Here is an 18411-nt window from a genome sequence, read left to right as displayed (position 1 = left end):
CAGCGTAATCTTTCGCTTCACCACCAAACTTACGTGCACATACTGTAGCAATCGCAGCTGTTAAAGTTGTTTTACCATGGTCAACGTGACCGATTGTGCCCACGTTAACGTGTGGCTTATTACGTTCGAACTTAGCCTTAGCCATGAGATCTTCCTTTTTAAAACAACTCATGGAGGATCACTCCATGAGCATTAGGTTTTTTAACTATGAATTAGTTTGCGCTTATAGTAATCGAAAGATTACTCGTCGTCACCTTTTTTACCACCAGACTGGAATTTAGCAATGATGCCATCTGCCACGTTACGTGGAGTTTCAGCATATTTAGCAAATTCCATAGAGTAAGTCGCACGACCTTGAGACATAGAACGCATGTGTGTTGCGTAACCAAACATCTCTGCAAGTGGAACTTCTGCACGAATTGCTTTAGTACCACCAGGTAAGTCGTCCATACCTTGAACCATACCACGACGACGGTTTAAGTCACCCATGATATCGCCCATGTAGTCTTCTGGAGTTTCTACTTCAACTTTCATGATTGGCTCAAGAAGAACAGGATCTGCTTTCATGAAACCGTCACGGAATGCGTAAGAACCCGCCATTTTGAACGATAATTCGTCAGAGTCGACATCGTGGTAAGAACCGTCGAATAATGTCGCTTTAATGCCTACAACTGGGTAACCAGCCAAGACACCATTCTTCATACGTTCTTGGATACCTTTGTCTACTGCACCGAAGAATTCTTTAGGTACTACACCACCTACAACTTCTTCAGCGAATTCGTAGTCTTTACCAGCTTCAGGATCAAGCGGCTCTAAACGTACGAATACGTGACCGAATTTACCTTTACCACCAGTTTGACGTACGAATTTACCTTCTTGCTCAATCGTCTTTTTGATCGTTTCGCGGTATGCAACCATTGGTTTACCAATGTTCGCTTCTACGTTGAATTCACGCTTCATACGGTCAACGATGATGTCAAGGTGAAGCTCGCCCATACCCGCAATGATCGTTTGACCAGATTCTTCGTCTGTACGAACGCGGAATGATGGATCTTCTTTCGCCAAGCGACCTAAAGCAACTGACATTTTTTCTTGGTCAGCTTTAGTTTTAGGTTCAACAGCCAATGCAATTACTGGCTCTGGGAATTCCATACGCTCTAGTGTAATTACGTGGTTTTCGTCACATAATGTATCACCAGTGGTTGTATCTTTAAGACCTACACACGCTGCGATGTCACCTGCACGAATTTCTTCGATGTCGTGACGGTCATTTGCGTGCATCTGTACGATACGACCAATACGCTCACGCTTCATTTTCACTGGGTTATAAACCGGGCTACCCGCTTTAAGAACACCAGAGTAAACACGTACGAACGTTAAGTTACCAACGAATTTGTCGTTCATGATTTTGAACGCTAACGCTGCGAAAGGAGCTTCGTCAGACGCTTCACGAGAACCTTCAGTTTCGTCTTTGTCGTCTAAGATACCTTTGATCGCTTCAACGTCAGTTGGTGCAGGTAAGAATTCAATTACTGCGTCCAACATACGTTGAACACCTTTGTTTTTGAACGCCGAACCACACATTGCAGGTTGAATTTCACCCGCTAATGTACGTTGACGTAAACCAGCAACGATTTCTTCTTTAGAAAGTTCGCCATTTTCTAGGTACTTGTCCATGAGTTCTTCTGATGCTTCTGCAGCAGCTTCAACCATGTTAGTACGCCATTCTTCAGCAGTTGCTTGAAGGTCAGCTGGAATCTCACCGTATTCAAACTTCATACCTTGTGAAGCTTCATCCCAGATGATTGACTTCATTTCGATTAAGTCAACAACACCTGTGAATGTGTCTTCTGCGCCCACTGGAACAACGATAGGCACTGGGTTTGCACCCAAGCGAGTTTTCATTTGTTCAACAACGCGAAAGAAGTTTGCACCTGTACGGTCCATTTTGTTCACGAACGCTAAACGAGGTACTTTATATTTGTTTGCTTGACGCCATACAGTTTCAGACTGAGGTTGTACACCACCTACAGCACAGTAAACCATACATGCACCGTCAAGAACACGCATAGAACGCTCAACTTCGATTGTGAAGTCAACGTGTCCTGGGGTGTCAATTACGTTAATACGGTGTTGGTCAAATTGGTTACCCATACCTTTCCAGAAGCATGTTACAGCTGCTGAGGTAATAGTAATACCACGTTCTTGCTCTTGTTCCATCCAGTCAGTTGTTGCTGAACCTTCGTGAGTTTCACCAAGTTTGTGACTTTCACCTGTATAGAACAAAATACGTTCTGAAGTTGTTGTTTTACCCGCATCGATGTGCGCAGAGATACCAATGTTACGGTAACGAGAAATTGGGGTTTGACGTGCCATGATTTCTAGCATTCCTAAATTTTGTTGTTTAAAACAGGACGCTTTAAGCTGCCTAGCAACTTAAAGCGATTTGATGACAATTCAGTGACAACCGATTCATCACCCTCCTGATTAGGGCCTGTTTTATCCGCTTAGAAACGGTAGTGAGAGAAGGCTTTGTTGGCTTCAGCCATACGGTGCACATCTTCACGTTTTTTGATCGCCGCGCCTTTACCTTCAGATGCATCAAGCAACTCGCCAGCAAGACGTAACGCCATAGTTTTTTCAGAACGCTTAGCAGCAGCATCTACCAACCAACGCATCGCTAAAGCAGTACGACGGGATGGGCGTACTTCCATAGGAACTTGATAAGTAGCACCACCAACACGGCGTGCTTTTACTTCGACCATTGGACGAACTTTTTCAAGCGTAGCTTCAAAAAATTCAACTGGGTCTACTTTAGATTTTTCTTGAACGCGGTCTAAAGCACCGTAAACGATACTTTCAGCAATAGATTTTTTACCATCTTGCATTACGTGGTTCATGAATTTAGCGATTGTTTGGCTGCTGAATTTAGGATCCGGAAGGATTTCACGAGCAGCGACTACGCGACGTCTTGGCATTTTAAACTACCTATAAATATGACACTTCAGGGTGATCCAGCCGTAGCACAAAGTGTCGTGTGCATTTCGCTGGCCTTACTACACGTCGCTTGAATTTCACAAAATTAAATGCAGAAATCAGACAAGCGAGACGATAAAGGATTGCAGTTCTACGAACTAAGGGCTTAATCTTTAAAAGATTATTTCTTAGGACGTTTAGCACCGTATTTAGAACGTGACTGGTTACGATCTTTCACACCAGCACAGTCTAAAGAACCACGAACGGTATGGTAACGTACACCTGGTAAGTCTTTAACACGACCACCACGGATAAGAACAACACTGTGCTCTTGTAGGTTGTGACCTTCACCACCGATGTAGCTAGAAACTTCAAAACCTGAAGTTAAGCGAACACGGCAAACTTTACGCATTGCTGAGTTAGGTTTTTTAGGTGTAGTTGTGTAAACACGTGTACAAACACCACGACGTTGTGGACAAGCCTTCAACGCAGGAACTTTTGATTTTTCAACCAAAGTCGTACGACCCTTACGGATCAACTGATTTGTTGTTGCCATGTGGCAATTCTCCCGTTAATAAAAAGCCCCAAAAACATACTACTTTTTGAGGGCATGCAATTGTAAGCGAAGATAGAAAAATGGTCAATATTTCATAGGCAGTTAAAATACCAACCAAATTTCTACTTATCACTTGTTTTTATTCAGCTTTTGGCTTGCGAGTACTTGTACGAGTTCTCGGCTTTTTTGTAACCTGCTTTGCAGTTTCTGTACTTGATGTTACTGGATTTTCCGAAACAGTTTCAGCCACTTGGGTTGAATCTTCCACAGGCTCTAAAGCATCTTCCAGCCTATATTCATCAATTTCTTCTGCAGGTACAGCAGGTTTTTGCGGTGCAACTTCAGCATGTGGCTCTAGCATTTGATCTGCCAATTCTTCTAGACCTTGCTGAATATTTTCATCGAGCTGTGCTGCAGTTGTTTCCACTTTGTCCGATTTTTTCTGCACTTTTACCGCTCGGATACTTTCATGGTCTGATACGGTTTGCACTAAAGCATCTGACGGCGCAGATTCCGCGCGCTCTTGCCCCGCTACTAATTCATCTTGCTCCGCATGTTTAGCTTCATTGCCCTTCAATTGCTCCAAGAGTTTAGGCGCAGCCTGTGCCAGCAATTCCAACGATTTTTCATATGCATGAATGGCTGATAAATTGCTGTCTTTATGCTGAATTAAATAGCTACGGGCATTGGAAAACACTTGCTGTGCCTTGTGATGCACATCTTCCACCAATTTCCAGCTATATACTGCACTCACCGATGCGGTTGCTACAGGCGTGAGTTTATTCAACATGGAAAACTTAGGTACATGATTCAACCACGGCCATTTGACTTGACCTTGCTCATTCAAGAAGTATTTCTTTAATGCCTCATAATCATTGCTTGAACCGAGCATATTTTGTAATTGATGCACATCATGAGTTTGCAGCATATTGGATAAGGTTTTTAGCCCCATCAGTACCGCTTGCTTTTCTGCAATGACGCCTAAATCAATTTGTTTAAAAATAAACTGAACAATTTCTTGCTCGGTGTCTTTGTTCAGTTCAAAACCGTATGCACGTCCCACCTGATAAATGGTACGCAAAGACATCACAATAGATGCAGGCACATCAATAGTTGAACCGATTACTCCTGTTGCACCTGTCAATGCGCCTTGCAGTGATGCAATCCATTTATTTTGTTCTGCGAGTGCCTGACTAATTCGTTTAGAACGATCTACATCTTGAGTCAATTCTTCTAAATCGCGCACACCTGCTTGATCAAGCACATCATCAACAGAGCTAATATTGGAGGTAAAACTATTCAGCTGATCAAATAAATAATCTGAAATTTTGTCGGAAAAATCGGGCGACACAAAACTCGCTACCTGATTGACGCGATTATAGTGACGTCCTAAAAGCTGACGTGAAACTTGTGGCACATGCTGTCTGAGCATGTGTTGAGGATTGTCATACTGACGCGCTTGAAAAGCACTAAAACTACGTGCCTGACCTTCAATAATTTGCCCTGATTTTGCACTGTGCTCATCCTTCGCTACAGTACCCGGTGCAACTTGCTGCAATACATGGATGCCTGTACTGCTGAGCTTTTTAGCCACCCCAATCGCATTCGAGAAGAATCCGCTTGATTGTTTATTCTTGGAATCTGACATTCTTACTCCTCATTTTTAATTTCTATGATTTATGGGTAGATACTAGGTGTAGTCTAAGTTTATCTCAATATGATTGTGTATCTTTTGGTTGGCTTCCTGCATCTCATTTGCCGCTTCACTGCGGTTTGATCTTCCCTGCAAAGTGGCATCATATTTGCCATAAGAATTCAAAATTCTTTCTGCTATTATGAACTCAATTGTAAGACATGAGTCATACCGTATCAGCGATTGCTTGGCAGTCACGGTGTTCGGCTCAACATTATCACCATAAAAGGGATCTGTAGATGAAACGTGTTGTAATCACCGGCATGGGCATTAACTCGTGCATTGGTAATACTTTAGAAGCTGTGACTCATTCTTTACAAAACGGTATTTCTGGGACACGTTCCAACCCAACTTATGCTGAACTTAATTTCAAAAGCCACGTAAGTGCAGCAGCAGAACAAAACTTTAACCACATTGACCGTAAATTAAAACGCTTTATGGGCGTGTGTGCGATGTACGCTTACAACGCTGCAGTAGATGCCATTGAACATGCGGGCTTAAAGCAAGAAGATTTAGCAGGCAACCCACGTTACGGTATCGCGGGTGGTTCAGGCGGTAACTCAACTGCATCTGTTGCAGAAATGATTGAGCTACTTGAAGAAAAAGGCGCACGTAAAATTGGCCCGTTCTTCGTACCACGTAACATGTCGAACACCATTACGGCAAACTTGGGTGTTGCGTTCAAATTACAAGGTATCGCGCACTCAATTACCAGTGCATGCGCAACTTCTGCCGATGCAATTGGTTATGCCTACAACCTAATTCAATTGGGTAAACAAGATTTAATGCTTGCAGGTGGCGGTGAAGAAGATCACTGGTCACAAAGCTTATTGTTTGATGCGATGGGTGCTTTGTGTTCTAAATACAACGACACACCAGAAACAGCATCTCGTCCGTACTCTGCAGACCGTGATGGTTTCGTCATTGCAGGTGGTGGTGGTTTCGTGGTTCTTGAATCACTTGAACACGCACAAGCACGTGGTGCAAATATTTTAGCTGAAGTGGTTGCGTATGCTGCAAACTCTGACGGTGCAGACATGGTTGCACCAAGCGGTGAAGGTGCAACACGTTGTATCTTGATGGCTTTAGACGAAGCGAAACAACACGGTGTAGACGCAATTGACTATGTGAACACACATGGTACTTCTACTCCAGCAGGTGACGTGACTGAATTGAAAGCCATGGAACGTGCGTTTGGTGAAGGTAAAGTGCCTGCTCTTAGCTCAACGAAGTCAATGACTGGTCACAGCTTGGGTGCTGCAGGCGTTCAAGAAGCAATTTATTCTGTCTTGATGATGCAAAACGACTTCATTGCACCAAACATCAACGTCACTGAACTTGATGAAGGCGCGAAAGCATTTGATATCGTACTTGAAAAACGCGACACAAAATTGAATACTGTGATGAGTAACAGTTTTGGTTTTGGCGGTGTAAATGCCTGCCTTATTTTCAAGAAGTGGGATGAATAATCTCCTATAGGATAGTCGATGGATGCACCTTCTGATGCTTTTTTATGGGTAAAAGCATTACATATTATTGCCGTGGTTTGCTGGTTCGCTGCATTGTTCTACTTACCACGTTTATATGTTTACCATGCCATGAGTGAAGATACACTGAGCCATCAGCGTTTTGAAATCATGGAGCGCAAGTTGTACCGAGGGATTATGTGGCCGTCTATGATTGCCACCCTCATCACGGCACACTTTTTGGTAGATTGGGGCGATGCGACCCGCAATTACCACGATGCGTTATGGTTTTACCTGAAAGTAGCATTGGTCGGTTTATTGGTGATTTACCATTTGGTTTGTGGCTATTACCGCCAAAAACTGATTGGCAATGCGCATTATAAATCACACAAGTTCTGGCGATTCTTCAATGAAATGCCGACTGTGCTGCTATTAGCGATTGTAATTTTAGTCGTGGTAAAACCACAGTTCTAAAATTTGAAACGCCAAGTATCCTGACATCTCAACCTGATTCGGTTGTAAAAAAACCTCAGTGCAAAGAACTGAGGTTTTTTTATGGGTGACAACTAAAAACAGCACTTATGCTTTAATTCAACGTATTTGTGAGTAAGGCTGAAAGCCCAATGCCGCTGCTTGTTTCTGCTGAGATTGAGGAATCGTGACAATAGCAATTTTTCCATCTGCACCACCACAGACCTGTGCATACATCCGCCCATCTGAACCTACACTGGCCCGCTTCACCTGAATCTGTGCTTGCTGTAAACGCTGAACAATTTCCGTAAGGGTTAAACCTGAATCTGGCTCACACTGTCGATGTTGCAATGATGTGTACATTTCGACCTGCGCAGTAGGTGTTGTGGATGTAGCAGCATGATTGGCACATGCAGTCATCAGTATTGAAACCGCTACTACTGCAATAGATTGACTAAATATCTTCATCACATACCCTCTTTCAATATTAAAATTAAATATTCAAATTAAATATTGAAGCACGATCTTTGCAATAACACTGCGCTAGAAATGCAAACAGATGTAAGCATCTCGCTCATCCAGATAACTGTTCAAGCACCGACAAAATTTGCGCAAAACACTGAATTCTATGTTTTGGTGCAGCCAAGTCTAACTCCTGAGCCGAACCATAGCCGTATTCGACTGCAACACAATCGACTCCATTGGCTCGTGCACCTAAAATATCGTGTTCACGATCTCCAATCATTAAACATTGTTCAGGTTGCAATTGTTCTTGCTGCAAAATATAGGCAATTAAATCCGCTTTATTGGTACGCTCACCATTTAGTTCGCTACCGTAGGGATATTCAAAATATTGCAATAAATCGAAGTGATCTAAAATTTGGCGTGCATAAATTTCAGGTTTGGCTGTTGCTAAAAACAGTCGATAGCCTTGCTGTTTTAAATCTGCCAATGTTGCAGCAACATCTTCAAAGACATGATTTTCAAATAAGCCTGTTGCAGCAAAACGCTCTCGATAGCCTGCTAAGGCTTGCTCTGCCAATACGTCATGCACATCTACATGAAGTAATTTTGCCAAAGAGGCTTTTAAGGGCGGCCCGATAATCCAATCAATATTTTCCGTATCTGCAATAGGATGTCCAACCTTAGCCAAACCATAACGCGCAGAAGCGGTAATGCCCTCTTTCGGGTCGGTCAGCGTGCCATCTAAATCAATTAAAAGGTTCTTTATCACAATGTCAGCCTATGTGCCTAAATGACTATCGAGTGTTACTCCAAAGTTGCCTATACTAACGTAAATAGAAGCAATTAAGGATATGTGTGTGCGACCAACAGTACTATGTTTTTCTGGTTTAGACCCTTCGGGTGGCGCTGGTTTACAGGCTGATATTGAAGCCGTTGGCAATAGCGGTGCACATGCAGCGATTGCCTGCACAGCACTGACCATTCAAAACTCTCAGCAAGTATTTGGCTTTAAAGCAACGTCTAAAGAATTGTTATTGGCGCAAGCCAATGCGGTGGTGAATGATTTGCCCATTAAAGTTGTAAAGTCGGGCATGTTGGGCACCACTGACAATATTGCAGCGCTGGCAGATTTTTTACGTGCACATCCTGATTATTTATATGTGCTTGACCCTGTTTTGGTTGCCAATAGTGGTGGTTCTTTAGGTAATCAAGCGACTTTGGTTCAGGCATTTGTCGAGTTGATTCCACTGGCGACTTTAATCACGCCAAATACTGTGGAATTACGTGCCTTAACGGGTGAAGATGATTTAGAACGCGCAACAGCTAAATTATTTGCAATGGGCGCGCAGGCCGTTTTGGTCAAAGGTGGGCATGAAGATACCCCTGATCATATTCGTAATGCACTGTATATTAACAATGAAATGGTTTCAGAAACCCGCTGTCCACGGCTTGAAGGTGAATATCACGGTTCAGGCTGTTCATTGGCGAGCTTTATTGCAGGGCGCTTGGCAATGGGAGATCAACTGAAACAAGCGGTACAACATGCTGAAACTTGGTTGTTTGGTGTGCTTAAATATGCGGAAACGCCTGTACCGAACGGACAGAAAATTCCGAAAAGGTTTTAGTGCTTATCGTTCAACTCCTTCAAACCCTGATCACCTTGTATCAGGGTTTTTCATTGCAACTTTTTAACGTTCGTGCCGTTGTTTCAAATTTTCGACATGTTGACGATTGGTTTTCCAAGACTTATCAAGTAGTTCTTTTTCAATTCTCAGCTGAATACGTTTCAGTTTCATCGGTGAAATGACTTCATGCCGAAAACCTTTGACATACTCAACCCATGCACTGCCTTTAAAAACATTGTTGGGCAAAGAGGTCTTAAACTCACAGTCTGGCATAAATACAATCACAGAATGCAGATATTCAGGCTCGACAATATCGCTCAATACTGATTCCAAAACTTTTATATGCTTATAGTTCTGATAGACAGGATTTTGAAACTTGTAGGTCTTTTTATAAATTTTTTGTGTCCATACTTTTTGGCGTTCTCCACCAAAAATCCAGCCTTTATAGTTTTTTGTTTCAATCACAAAAACCCCAAAAGGACTCAATAAAATATGATCTATTTGGGTTGTTCCTGTGGATTCATCAGGCAAAGTTACATCATTCAACAAGATATAACGTTCATCTAAATACAACTTCACATGCGTACTTACTGCGAGTTCCCCCACCTTTCCCTTTAGAAAAGGTTTGAAAATTTTGATCAGCCCTACACCTGCAACAAGCAGAATAAGCCACCAAAACTGCAACAATAATGTTTTTAACATTTCCCCTGCTCTATTTTATTTTGATCAAAATTGTTGTTGAATCTCAGTCATTTAAACTTTTGAAGTTGAAGATTCTAACTTTAACAAAATCGCTTTATTATCCAACCCGCCTGCAAAGCCCACCAATTTTCCACTTGCACCCACCACCCGATGACACGGTGCAATAATCGAAATTGGATTTTTGCCATTTGCCGCCCCTACGGCACGCATCGCATTCTCACTACCAACTTGTTCGGCAATTTGCTTATAACTACGAGTTTCCCCAAAAGGAATGCTTAATAACGCCTGCCAGACTTTCTTCTGAAATTCAGTGCCTTCAAAATCAAGAGGCACATCAAATTGCTGACGCTGACCTGCAAAATACTCTTGGAGTTGCTGCTGAGTTTTGAGCAAAATTGGATGATCATCTTGTCGAACTAAACTGGCTAAACGTACCCGTTTATGATCTTCGTTATCCCACATTACCGCAACCAATGCGTGATCGTGAGCCACCAATTTAAGCACGCCTACAGGAGTGTCCATTTCAGTAAATGCCAATTGCATTATTTTTCTCCTCAAGCAGGTTGGGTATCAGGTCATCCTGTTTTTAACTCAAACCGATCTGTTATTGAGCACACACTAAAAGACTGCATTCCAAGTTAGCTGGATGAAATTTTCATAAGCACCAAACCTGAAATAATCAGAACTGCAGCCAACATACGCATAGCACTGGCAGGTTCGCCTAAAACAAAAATACCGACTAAAAATGAACCGACTGCGCCTATACCTGTCCAAATCGTATAAGCCGTGCCTAATGGCAAAGTACGCATGGCATAGGCCAAAAGCGCAAAACTTAAAATCATAAAAAAGATAGTCACGATACTGGGCGTTAATTTACTAAAGCCGTCAGACAACTTCATGGAGTATGCCCAAACCACTTCAAAAATACCCGCCAATATCAACATCATCCAGGCCATAACGCCCTCCTTCAATAGCATGAAATCAGGCCGTCCTGAAGATTTTTCTTGTCGAGTGTTCAGTCACTTTGACTATTTCTAAAAACCCAAACAAGGGAGGTCGTTCCTCCTGTTGCAATTTAAGCCACCGCGCAGCGATGATCCGTCTATTTTAAACTTAAAATTTTGCGCGCACCATTCAATACAAACATGGCCACAACTAAGCCAATAATCAGGTCTGGATAATTCGACCCTGTCAGCATCACCAAACCGCCCGCGATAATCACACCTAAATTCACAATCACATCATTGGCGGAAAAAATATAACTGGCTTGCATGTGGGTTCCACCATCTTTATGCCCTGAAATTAGCCATAAACAGGTGACGTTTGCCAGCAATGCCACAGCACCAATGACCATCATCAACATGGATTCAGGCTCACTGCCTAAGAAGAAACGGCGCAGGACATCAAAGATAACCAGTGCAGCCAAACCCAGTTGTACCCAACCAGACAAATGTGCAGCTTTGAGCTGTTTCTTGGCGGATTGACCCACGACAAATAAAGCCAAACCATACACGGCGGCATCGGCAAACATATCTAAGGAGTCAGCAATTAACCCAGTCGAAGATGCAATTAAACCTGCAATTAATTCCACCAAAAACATAGCGGCATTAATACCAAGCAAGGCATATAGCACTTTTTGTTGTGCAGCGCTGTTAGATACAGGCAGTTCAGTTTGTGTATTGGCTTCAGTCTGTTGCAACACAGCACCCAAACCCAATGCTTCTAATTTATGGGTAATTTCTGTGGCAGATTGGTTGCTGTGATAAACCTTTAAAAGTCGTGCAGGTGAATCAAAAGACAAGGCTGCAATATCATTATGATCTGCCAAAGCAATCCGCACCATTTGTTCTTCTGCGCCACAATCCATTTTAGGAATATGGTATGCACTCACCCACGGACTCAAAAGTTCCGAATCCAAAATTGTTGCTTTATCTGCCTTGGCAGTCGTTGCAGATGTACAGCTATTTTGATCAGCACAGCTTTTTTCTGTATCGCAAGACGAACCACAGCCTGTATCGCCACATGACTTGGAGTGTGTAGGCGCAGTTGCACAAGGCTGGTTTACATTTTTTTGCGTATCACAACCACAGCCAGTATTGTTTAGATTTTGGTTTTCTAAGTTTTTATCTTGATTCGATTGAGGATCTTGAGTTGATGAAGACATACGCCACACCCAAAAATACAATAGGCTCAGTATAAACCAAGCCTATGTATTTAGGGACAATCTATTCTATTTAGAAGCAGCAACGATCCATTGACTTAATCATTGATAAATACCCCTAATCATTAAAACCTGAAACGCAAGCCTATCGCATATAAGCCGCTCTGCTCGGAATCGGTTGCAGACTGCCAATCAGTGTGTTGATCACCTTTCGTATACTCATAACCTGCACTGATATACGGCATGATGTTCTTGCTGATTTCATAACGCATTTCCACACCCACAGCTGCGCGGTTGAGTCCTGTTTTTTTCGCATATTTGGCATCATCCTGCAGAATAACATCTACATCTAAATAAGGCTGTGCGATCAATTTCTGAGTCAATAACAGATCCCGTGTGGTTTCCAAACTCAAAGCCGCATATTGATCCTCACCCAAATAAAAATAAGCATCGGTTTCAAAAAAATATGGAGCTAAACCATGTAAGCCAAACACAGCGTCAAACTTATCTTCTCGGTCTGTTTGATGCTCTTGCTGATTCACTTCGTGTCGATAACGCACACCTGCTTGCACATCCCAAAAATCTGAAATCATACGACTGTATAACAACTTGGCATCATATTCAGTCGCTTGTGACTCTTGCTTATCGCTATGAATTTTCACAAACAACTTGTTTTCATCAGTTCCGATACGAGTTTGTAATTTAGATTTGAGCACTCCCTCGGCATGATCATTCACTTGCCATTGCGTATCTAAAGTGCTCACCGCGTACACCTGCGCACCATGTTCTTTACGATGATCGTGTGACTGCGACTCTTGCACGGACGAATCGGATTGATGCGATTGATGCGATTGATGCGATTGATGCGATTGATGCGATTGATGCGATTGATGCGATTGATGCGATTGATGCGATTGATGCGATTGATGCGATTGATGCGATTGATGCGATTGATGCGATTGAGTATCAGCCTGAGCTGCAATTGTTGCAATCTCTGCTGAACTGGCATGTGCACTATGCACCTCTGTCGCTGCTAGCCCAACTGTACTGATGCAGCAGACAGAAATACTTAAAACTGTTTTCGCAAAAAGATTAATGTTGTGCATGTGCTGCTCCTTTTTGCGCTGTCGCTGAAGGGGTTTGAGTGGCTTGAATTGCTGTGGTTGAAAGCGGTTCATTTTCACTCACCTGCGCTACAATCAATTTATTCATCATTCCCGCGCTCATGTGATAGAGCAAATGACAATGTATTGCCCATTCACCTAATTCATCTGCAGTAAGCAGTGCAGTTACAGTTTGACCTGGCGGCACAATTAAGGTGTGTTTATTCGGCATTTCTGCTGCCGTTTGACCATTTTCCAACTGCATAAACATGCCATGTAAATGCATTGGATGTGCCATCATGCTGTCATTGATAAATTTAATCCGAATACGCTCACCATATTTCACCTTGAGTGGTGTGGCATCACTAAATTTCTTACCGTTGATTGTCCAGATATAACGCTCCATCGTACCGCCTAAACGCACGACCAATTCACTGCTTGGTTCACGTGTATCTGCTTGTGGCTGCAGCGATTTCAAATCTTCATAGTGCAAGGCTTTATGCCCCGCGGGTGTAGAAGCATTTGCCCATCCATATACCACCGCATTTTTGTGTTCTGTTGAAGGCATGCCATGTTGTGTATGCGTATTTTCAGACATTGTTGCATGGTTCATCTTGGAATGATCCATTTCCGACATCGCTGCATGATTCATCTTGGAATGATCCATCTCCGACATTGCTGCATGGTTCATCTTGGAATGATCCATTTCCGACATCGCTGCATGGTTCATCTTGGAATGATCCATATCCGACATCGCTGCATGGTTCATTTTGGAATGATCCATTTCAGACATCGCTGCATGATTCATTTTTGAGTGATCCATTTCAGACATCGTTGCATGGTTCATCTTGGAATGATCATCGCCTGAATGCTCTGTAGCATGCCCCATATCTTGCATGGTGAGTAAAGCACGCGGGCGCGCTGCAGGGAGCTGTAGATTTGATGTTGCAGAATGAAGTTCACTCTGCAAGCTACCCACAGCAAAACCTGAGCGGTCTATTGATTCCGCTTCAATTTGATAATGCGCTGCTTGAGGTTCAACAATCACATCGTAGGTTTCTGCAGTGCCGATACGAAATTCATCCACAGTAACAGGTTTGACTGGCTGACCATCGGCACTGACCACTGTCATTTTTAAGTTTGGAATCCGCACATCATAAAACGACATGGCAGAGGCATTGATAAAACGTAAACGCACTTTTTCATTTGGCTTAAATACACCTGTCCAGTTCTGTTCAGGTGTCTTGCCATTCATTAAAAAAGTATAGCCTGTGACATCGGAAAGGTCGGTTTTCAGCATGCGCATCTGATTCCACATTTTGCGGTCTGACCATGTGGCTTTTAGCCCATCACGCTGTACTTGACGCCAAACATCACCTAAGGTTTCACGCTGATTTTGATAAAACTCGGCTGAAATTTTTAAATCTTTCTGAATTTGATTGCTAGATTTTTCATGAAAATCTGACAGCATCACCACATAATCACGATCTGTGTATTCATGTGCGTTTACGGCTGGCTTGGCTTTAGGATGAATCACCAAAGAGCCGTATAGACCATCTTGTTCCTGACCTTTGGAATGTGCGTGATACCAATAGGTACCACTTTGACGTACTTTAAATTGATAAACAAAATGTCCTTGTGGCTTAATCCCTTGAAAACCATTAAATCCAGGCACACCATCCATCAAACCGGGCAACAATAAACCATGCCAGTGAATAGATGAGTCCTGATTTTTTAATTGATTATTAACGTGAATTACCGCCTCATCGCCTTCTTCAAATTCGAGTGCAGGCGCGGGAAATTGTCCATTGACTGTAATACGTTGAACAGGTTTTCCCGTGATATTGACCGTTTGTTCTGCAATGGTCAGGTGATATTCCTTGACCGCAGCAAATGCAGAACTCGAACACAATGCACAGACTGTTAAAAACAGCGCAGGCTGATAAAATTTAGACATGACTTAATCCTTAAAATAAAACGTAAAGGTGTTTTGAATTCAGGATTAAGCTTTGGGTGGACGTAAAATTTGCTGCCAATGCCCAAGTAAATGTTGAGCTTGATAAGCAGGCAATAGAATATTGACCGATGTAAATGCTATAGGTTGAATCAGTTCAGGGACTTGCACATTCAACACACTGTTTAAGCTTTGACAATGCAACTGCGCACAGTCCTGACAATTCGTCTTTGCAGTAGAAAAATCAGCCGAGCCATAACAATCTGCCGCATTTAAATCGGTATCCGTTGCGGATGTGTGCTGACTGAGATGATGGTTGGCCTTGGCATCATGCCCAGATATATGCTGCTTGGTTTCAGGATACGTTTGTAAAGCTGTGGTATGACAATCTGGTAAAGATGTCATTTCACTCGCTGCGGTTGCAGAATGTCGAATCTCAGACCCTGCTGCCTGATTTGACATCATCCAATCATGTGCAGGTTTTACCGCAGCACTAACAATACCACTCCACCCTATGACAAATGCCATCAGGACAACAAACCACATTTGATTGTAGGGTTGAGTCAGCACTAAATAAATTCCTGAGTATGAAAGATGCAGACCTGAACTTGCACAAGAATTGAACATTTTTGCCAAGTACAATCCACAATCTGCAATGCACTCAATATAATTCAAGCCCCACTTATACACAATATCTTCTGCATTGAAAAACAGAGTGAATCCGTGCGATTTAAAAGCCAACTAAAACAATCAAGTTATATATTAAGCAACTTATTTTTATAATTAACTGAGTAAATACTCAATAAATTCAGTGTATTTAAAATAAACAAAAAGGATTCGACTGAATCCTTTTTATACTTATTTTGTATAAGTCATAAACAATTGATGTACAAATGTTTATAAATTAATCGGCTTATCCATAGTGTTATCAACATAGATATCCATACGGTTATCTACAAAGTTATCCACAGCATAAGCACTTGTGATTGTAGAAATTTATACTTCGACTGCGCCAACTTTTGCCAATTCAGCACGCATTTCATCAATCACCGTTTTATAGTCTGGCTTGCCAAAAATTGCTGAGCCTGCAACAAACATATCTGCGCCCGCTTCTGCAATTTCACGAATATTGGCAGGTCCCACACCACCATCGACTTCTAAACGGATATCACGACCTGAAGCATCAATGATTTGACGTGCCTGACGTAATTTCTCTAAAGTCATTGGAATGAATTTTTGCCCACCAAAACCAGGGTTCACACTCATGAGTAAAATCTGATCAACTTTATCAAGTACATAATCTAAATAATGCAGCGGTGTAGCAGGGTTAAAGACCAAACCCGCTTTTGCCCCACCCGATTTAATCAGTTGCAATGAACGGTCAATATGCTCTGAAGCTTCAGGATGGAACGTGATAATGTCTGCGCCCGCTTCTAGAAAATCACCAATCATGCGGTCTACAGGTTTTACCATTAAGTGCACATCAATTGGTGCAGTAATACCATAGTTTTTCAATGCCTTACATACACCTGAACCGAAAGTTAAATTCGGTACATAGTGATTATCCATCACATCAAAATGCACCACATCGGCACCTGCCTGAAGTACATTTTCCACTTCTTCGCCTAGACGAGCAAAATCTGCAGATAAAATAGACGGCGCAATTAAATAAGGCTTGGACATGGGAGAACCTAGCTGAATATTGGGATTGTGGCGCATTATAGCAAAGACTGCTTGATGTGGTGGATTCTGTTACGATTGGATCATTCAGTTCGATGATTCAGTTGGATCATCCAATTTAATAATTCTATATCCGCAACGCTCTGTTGCAGCATTCCACTGTTCTTTCAGTCTAGCTTTGTTATGGTGAACACCATTACTCATTTGAACAACATGCTGGTTTCAACAGATGATAAACAGTTCTGCCCATATTCAAACAACGCAAGCAAGCCGTATTGCCAAGCGTCTACTCAACCACTGGAAACATAAATTTGACGTTGCAGAAAGCGCAACCCAATACCAAATTATGATGCCAAGTGCCACAATTCTGCTTACACCCCAAACACATGAGCTTGTGGTTAAAATTCAAGTAAAAAATACTGAAACAGATTTAAGTTACCTTGAACAAGTCGTGCTTGATCATTTAAGTCGTATGGGACAAACAGTATTGAGCGCAGTTTGGCAACGCTACTAACTGTTTCATGTTAAGGCGCTAAACGCTGCGTCTGTTCAAAATCCTTAACCGCTTGAATACGTTTTTGTGTTGCAGGATGGCTTTGCAAAAAATCCAAAGGGCTTTTGGCGATGTCTTCACCTGCATCTTCTGCCAAACGCTCCAAAAAATGTGCAAAATGAATGGTTGGAATGCCCTGAGCGTGCATCGTATTTAAAGCATAATGATCTGCTTCAGATTCAAAATTACGTGAATAATTTGCCCCTACGAGCGCAACAGGCAAGGTCGAAACTAAATCTGTACCATCTCCTGTAATCGCGAGCAAAATAATACTAAACCCTAAGCTCGATAAAGCCTGTTGCAAGCTGTGTCGTTCTACCAAATGTCCTTGCTCATGTGCCAACACGCCAATGATTTCCTGATCATTCTGTGCCAATTCCACCAATTCATCGGTCAAAATAATGGTGTTATTCGGAATTGCCAAAGCATTGGCGCCTAAGCCATGACCTTGTCGAAACAACACTTTGGCAGGTGTCTCTCCTGCAATGAGCTGTCGATAATCTGTCAAAATTTTCTGCTGACGCGCTGCAGGCAATTGGCTTGGCGCTGTCATGTCTAAGATATAACGCTCTGCTTCATCACCAATTTGCTTTAAGGTATTCGCAGGCAATTGAAAGGCAACATATTTGGATGCACTTGGGATGCCCCATTGCACTGTGGCAAATACCAGCAACAACACAAAAACCAGACTAAATACAATCAGACTTGGCGTACGTTCCAATTTCCAAATAGAATGCTGCACCTGTTTATTTCGCAGTTGAAACCATTCAGGCAAGGCTTGGGAAAATTCAATACGTGCATCGTCTTTAAGTTCAATGACAGGTTGAATTTTACCCAGTGCGCCCACCAACATCATGTCTTGATAATGATAGTGTCGTTGTTGCTGTAAATTTTCACCGTAGCGGATGAGTACCGACTGAGCATCTACAGGAGAGATTTTGGCAGCCCATGGTTTAGACACTACACCATCATAAAACACTACATCCACGACCTGTGCCGCCATATT

General features: G+C 42.4%; 20 protein-coding genes. 4 read left to right on the top strand and 16 right to left on the bottom strand.

The window, feature by feature from the left end; genetic code table 11:
- The 5 genes from FTT71_RS11855 to FTT71_RS11835 form a co-directional block, all read right to left on the bottom strand.
- Nucleotides 1-145: GTP-binding protein (locus FTT71_RS11855; protein WP_257218308.1), on the bottom strand; the 145-nt coding region annotated here is incomplete at its 3' end.
- A gap of 95 nt (nucleotides 146-240) precedes the next feature.
- Nucleotides 241-2376: an elongation factor G gene (gene fusA / locus FTT71_RS11850; RefSeq protein WP_004975278.1), complete on the bottom strand. Its 2136-nt coding sequence runs from the start codon at nucleotides 2374-2376 to the stop codon at nucleotides 241-243.
- 131 nt (nucleotides 2377-2507) lie between these two features.
- Nucleotides 2508-2978: a 30S ribosomal protein S7 gene (gene rpsG / locus FTT71_RS11845; protein WP_004975277.1), complete on the bottom strand. Its 471-nt coding sequence runs from the start codon at nucleotides 2976-2978 to the stop codon at nucleotides 2508-2510.
- A gap of 179 nt (nucleotides 2979-3157) precedes the next feature.
- Nucleotides 3158-3532, bottom strand: a complete 375-nt coding sequence (gene rpsL / locus FTT71_RS11840; protein WP_000246374.1) for a 30S ribosomal protein S12 — start codon at nucleotides 3530-3532, stop codon at nucleotides 3158-3160.
- A gap of 139 nt (nucleotides 3533-3671) precedes the next feature.
- On the bottom strand, nucleotides 3672-5180 hold the full coding sequence (locus FTT71_RS11835; protein WP_179990308.1) for an EcsC family protein: 1509 nt from the start codon (nucleotides 5178-5180) through the stop codon (nucleotides 3672-3674).
- Nucleotides 5181-5464: 284 nt separating this feature from the next.
- On the opposite strand from FTT71_RS11835, the gene FTT71_RS11830 reads away from it, so the two are divergent.
- Both FTT71_RS11830 and hemJ read left to right on the top strand, forming a co-directional pair.
- Nucleotides 5465-6694 carry a beta-ketoacyl synthase N-terminal-like domain-containing protein gene (locus FTT71_RS11830; RefSeq protein WP_004975268.1) on the top strand — a complete coding sequence of 410 codons (1230 nt, stop codon included), beginning with the start codon at nucleotides 5465-5467 and terminating at the stop codon, nucleotides 6692-6694.
- 18 nt (nucleotides 6695-6712) lie between these two features.
- Nucleotides 6713-7165, top strand: a complete 453-nt coding sequence (gene hemJ, locus FTT71_RS11825; protein ID WP_004975266.1) for a protoporphyrinogen oxidase HemJ — start codon at nucleotides 6713-6715, stop codon at nucleotides 7163-7165.
- A gap of 117 nt (nucleotides 7166-7282) precedes the next feature.
- Here hemJ and FTT71_RS11820 read toward each other — a convergent pair whose 3' ends face one another.
- Together FTT71_RS11820 and FTT71_RS11815 are read right to left on the bottom strand one after the other, a co-directional pair.
- The gene (locus FTT71_RS11820; protein WP_004975264.1) at nucleotides 7283-7630 is read right to left on the bottom strand and encodes a hypothetical protein; all 348 of its coding nucleotides are present in this window, start codon (nucleotides 7628-7630) and stop codon (nucleotides 7283-7285) included.
- 106 nt (nucleotides 7631-7736) lie between these two features.
- The gene (locus FTT71_RS11815) at nucleotides 7737-8396 is read right to left on the bottom strand and encodes an HAD-IA family hydrolase (RefSeq protein ID WP_019837216.1); all 660 of its coding nucleotides are present in this window, start codon (nucleotides 8394-8396) and stop codon (nucleotides 7737-7739) included.
- An 88-nt stretch (nucleotides 8397-8484) separates the two neighbouring features.
- Here FTT71_RS11815 and FTT71_RS11810 point away from each other — a divergent pair, with 88 nt between their 5' ends.
- On the top strand, nucleotides 8485-9252 hold the full coding sequence (locus tag FTT71_RS11810) for a hydroxymethylpyrimidine/phosphomethylpyrimidine kinase (RefSeq protein ID WP_167846215.1): 768 nt from the start codon (nucleotides 8485-8487) through the stop codon (nucleotides 9250-9252).
- A gap of 63 nt (nucleotides 9253-9315) precedes the next feature.
- Here FTT71_RS11810 and FTT71_RS11805 read toward each other — a convergent pair whose 3' ends face one another.
- From FTT71_RS11805 to rpe, 8 genes are all read right to left on the bottom strand, one after another.
- Nucleotides 9316-9954 (bottom strand): nuclease-related domain-containing protein, encoded by a 639-nt coding sequence (locus FTT71_RS11805; RefSeq protein WP_179990310.1) that lies wholly within the window; start codon nucleotides 9952-9954, stop codon nucleotides 9316-9318.
- Nucleotides 9955-10005: 51 nt separating this feature from the next.
- The gene (locus tag FTT71_RS11800) at nucleotides 10006-10497 is read right to left on the bottom strand and encodes a methylated-DNA--[protein]-cysteine S-methyltransferase (RefSeq protein WP_004975257.1); all 492 of its coding nucleotides are present in this window, start codon (nucleotides 10495-10497) and stop codon (nucleotides 10006-10008) included.
- Nucleotides 10498-10592: 95 nt separating this feature from the next.
- Entirely contained in the window at nucleotides 10593-10910 is a 318-nt protein-coding gene (sugE, locus tag FTT71_RS11795; protein ID WP_004975255.1) for a quaternary ammonium compound efflux SMR transporter SugE, read from the bottom strand.
- A gap of 146 nt (nucleotides 10911-11056) precedes the next feature.
- The gene (locus tag FTT71_RS11790; RefSeq protein WP_004975253.1) at nucleotides 11057-12118 is read right to left on the bottom strand and encodes a cation transporter; all 1062 of its coding nucleotides are present in this window, start codon (nucleotides 12116-12118) and stop codon (nucleotides 11057-11059) included.
- A 122-nt stretch (nucleotides 12119-12240) separates the two neighbouring features.
- A complete protein-coding gene (locus tag FTT71_RS11785) occupies nucleotides 12241-13221 on the bottom strand; it encodes a copper resistance protein B (protein ID WP_179993985.1) in 981 nt (326 codons plus the stop codon).
- Complete coding sequence (locus tag FTT71_RS11780; RefSeq protein ID WP_179990897.1) at nucleotides 13208-15175, bottom strand: multicopper oxidase domain-containing protein; 1968 nt, start codon at nucleotides 15173-15175, stop codon at nucleotides 13208-13210. Before FTT71_RS11780 ends, FTT71_RS11785 begins: the two co-directional genes overlap by 14 nt.
- A 45-nt stretch (nucleotides 15176-15220) precedes the next feature.
- The gene (locus FTT71_RS11775; RefSeq protein ID WP_253105011.1) at nucleotides 15221-15742 is read right to left on the bottom strand and encodes a hypothetical protein; all 522 of its coding nucleotides are present in this window, start codon (nucleotides 15740-15742) and stop codon (nucleotides 15221-15223) included.
- Between the two features lie 426 nt (nucleotides 15743-16168).
- Entirely contained in the window at nucleotides 16169-16855 is a 687-nt protein-coding gene (gene rpe / locus FTT71_RS11770; RefSeq protein ID WP_180159117.1) for a ribulose-phosphate 3-epimerase, read from the bottom strand.
- Between the two features lie 229 nt (nucleotides 16856-17084).
- On the opposite strand from rpe, the gene FTT71_RS11765 reads away from it, so the two are divergent.
- Entirely contained in the window at nucleotides 17085-17366 is a 282-nt protein-coding gene (locus tag FTT71_RS11765) for a DUF2218 domain-containing protein (RefSeq protein WP_131261928.1), read from the top strand.
- Nucleotides 17367-17376: 10 nt separating this feature from the next.
- Here the strand turns inward: FTT71_RS11765 and FTT71_RS11760 are convergent, their stop codons facing one another.
- Entirely contained in the window at nucleotides 17377-18408 is a 1032-nt protein-coding gene (locus FTT71_RS11760) for a M48 family metallopeptidase (protein WP_154320406.1), read from the bottom strand.
- Between the last annotated feature and the right edge of the window lie 3 nt (nucleotides 18409-18411).

Origin of the sequence: Acinetobacter sp. YH01004, from assembly GCF_013420455.1 — a bacterium.
Taxonomy (GTDB): Bacteria; Pseudomonadota; Gammaproteobacteria; order Pseudomonadales; family Moraxellaceae; genus Acinetobacter; species Acinetobacter towneri.
The sequence above is the reverse complement of the archived record's forward strand: the minus strand, read 5'-3'. Positions and strand labels throughout refer to the sequence as shown.

Excerpts from the sequence above, each read along its gene's own strand:
- rpsL (WP_000246374.1), bottom strand. The coding sequence starts at position 3,532 with ATGGCAACAACAAATCAGTTGATCCGTAAGGGTCGTACGACTTTGGTT.
- FTT71_RS11830 (WP_004975268.1), top strand. The coding sequence starts at position 5,465 with ATGAAACGTGTTGTAATCACCGGCATGGGCATTAACTCGTGCATTGGT.
- FTT71_RS11835 (WP_179990308.1), bottom strand. The coding sequence starts at position 5,180 with ATGTCAGATTCCAAGAATAAACAATCAAGCGGATTCTTCTCGAATGCG.
- FTT71_RS11790 (WP_004975253.1), bottom strand. The coding sequence starts at position 12,118 with ATGTCTTCATCAACTCAAGATCCTCAATCGAATCAAGATAAAAACTTA.
- FTT71_RS11780 (WP_179990897.1), bottom strand. The coding sequence starts at position 15,175 with ATGTCTAAATTTTATCAGCCTGCGCTGTTTTTAACAGTCTGTGCATTG.
- rpe (WP_180159117.1), bottom strand. The coding sequence starts at position 16,855 with ATGTCCAAGCCTTATTTAATTGCGCCGTCTATTTTATCTGCAGATTTT.
- fusA (WP_004975278.1), bottom strand. The coding sequence starts at position 2,376 with ATGGCACGTCAAACCCCAATTTCTCGTTACCGTAACATTGGTATCTCT.
- FTT71_RS11820 (WP_004975264.1), bottom strand. The coding sequence starts at position 7,630 with ATGAAGATATTTAGTCAATCTATTGCAGTAGTAGCGGTTTCAATACTG.
- FTT71_RS11805 (WP_179990310.1), bottom strand. The coding sequence starts at position 9,954 with ATGTTAAAAACATTATTGTTGCAGTTTTGGTGGCTTATTCTGCTTGTT.
- FTT71_RS11785 (WP_179993985.1), bottom strand. The coding sequence starts at position 13,221 with ATGCACAACATTAATCTTTTTGCGAAAACAGTTTTAAGTATTTCTGTC.
- rpsG (WP_004975277.1), bottom strand. The coding sequence starts at position 2,978 with ATGCCAAGACGTCGCGTAGTCGCTGCTCGTGAAATCCTTCCGGATCCT.
- FTT71_RS11800 (WP_004975257.1), bottom strand. The coding sequence starts at position 10,497 with ATGCAATTGGCATTTACTGAAATGGACACTCCTGTAGGCGTGCTTAAA.
- hemJ (WP_004975266.1), top strand. The coding sequence starts at position 6,713 with ATGGATGCACCTTCTGATGCTTTTTTATGGGTAAAAGCATTACATATT.
- FTT71_RS11760 (WP_154320406.1), bottom strand. The coding sequence starts at position 18,408 with ATGGCGGCACAGGTCGTGGATGTAGTGTTTTATGATGGTGTAGTGTCT.
- sugE (WP_004975255.1), bottom strand. The coding sequence starts at position 10,910 with ATGGCCTGGATGATGTTGATATTGGCGGGTATTTTTGAAGTGGTTTGG.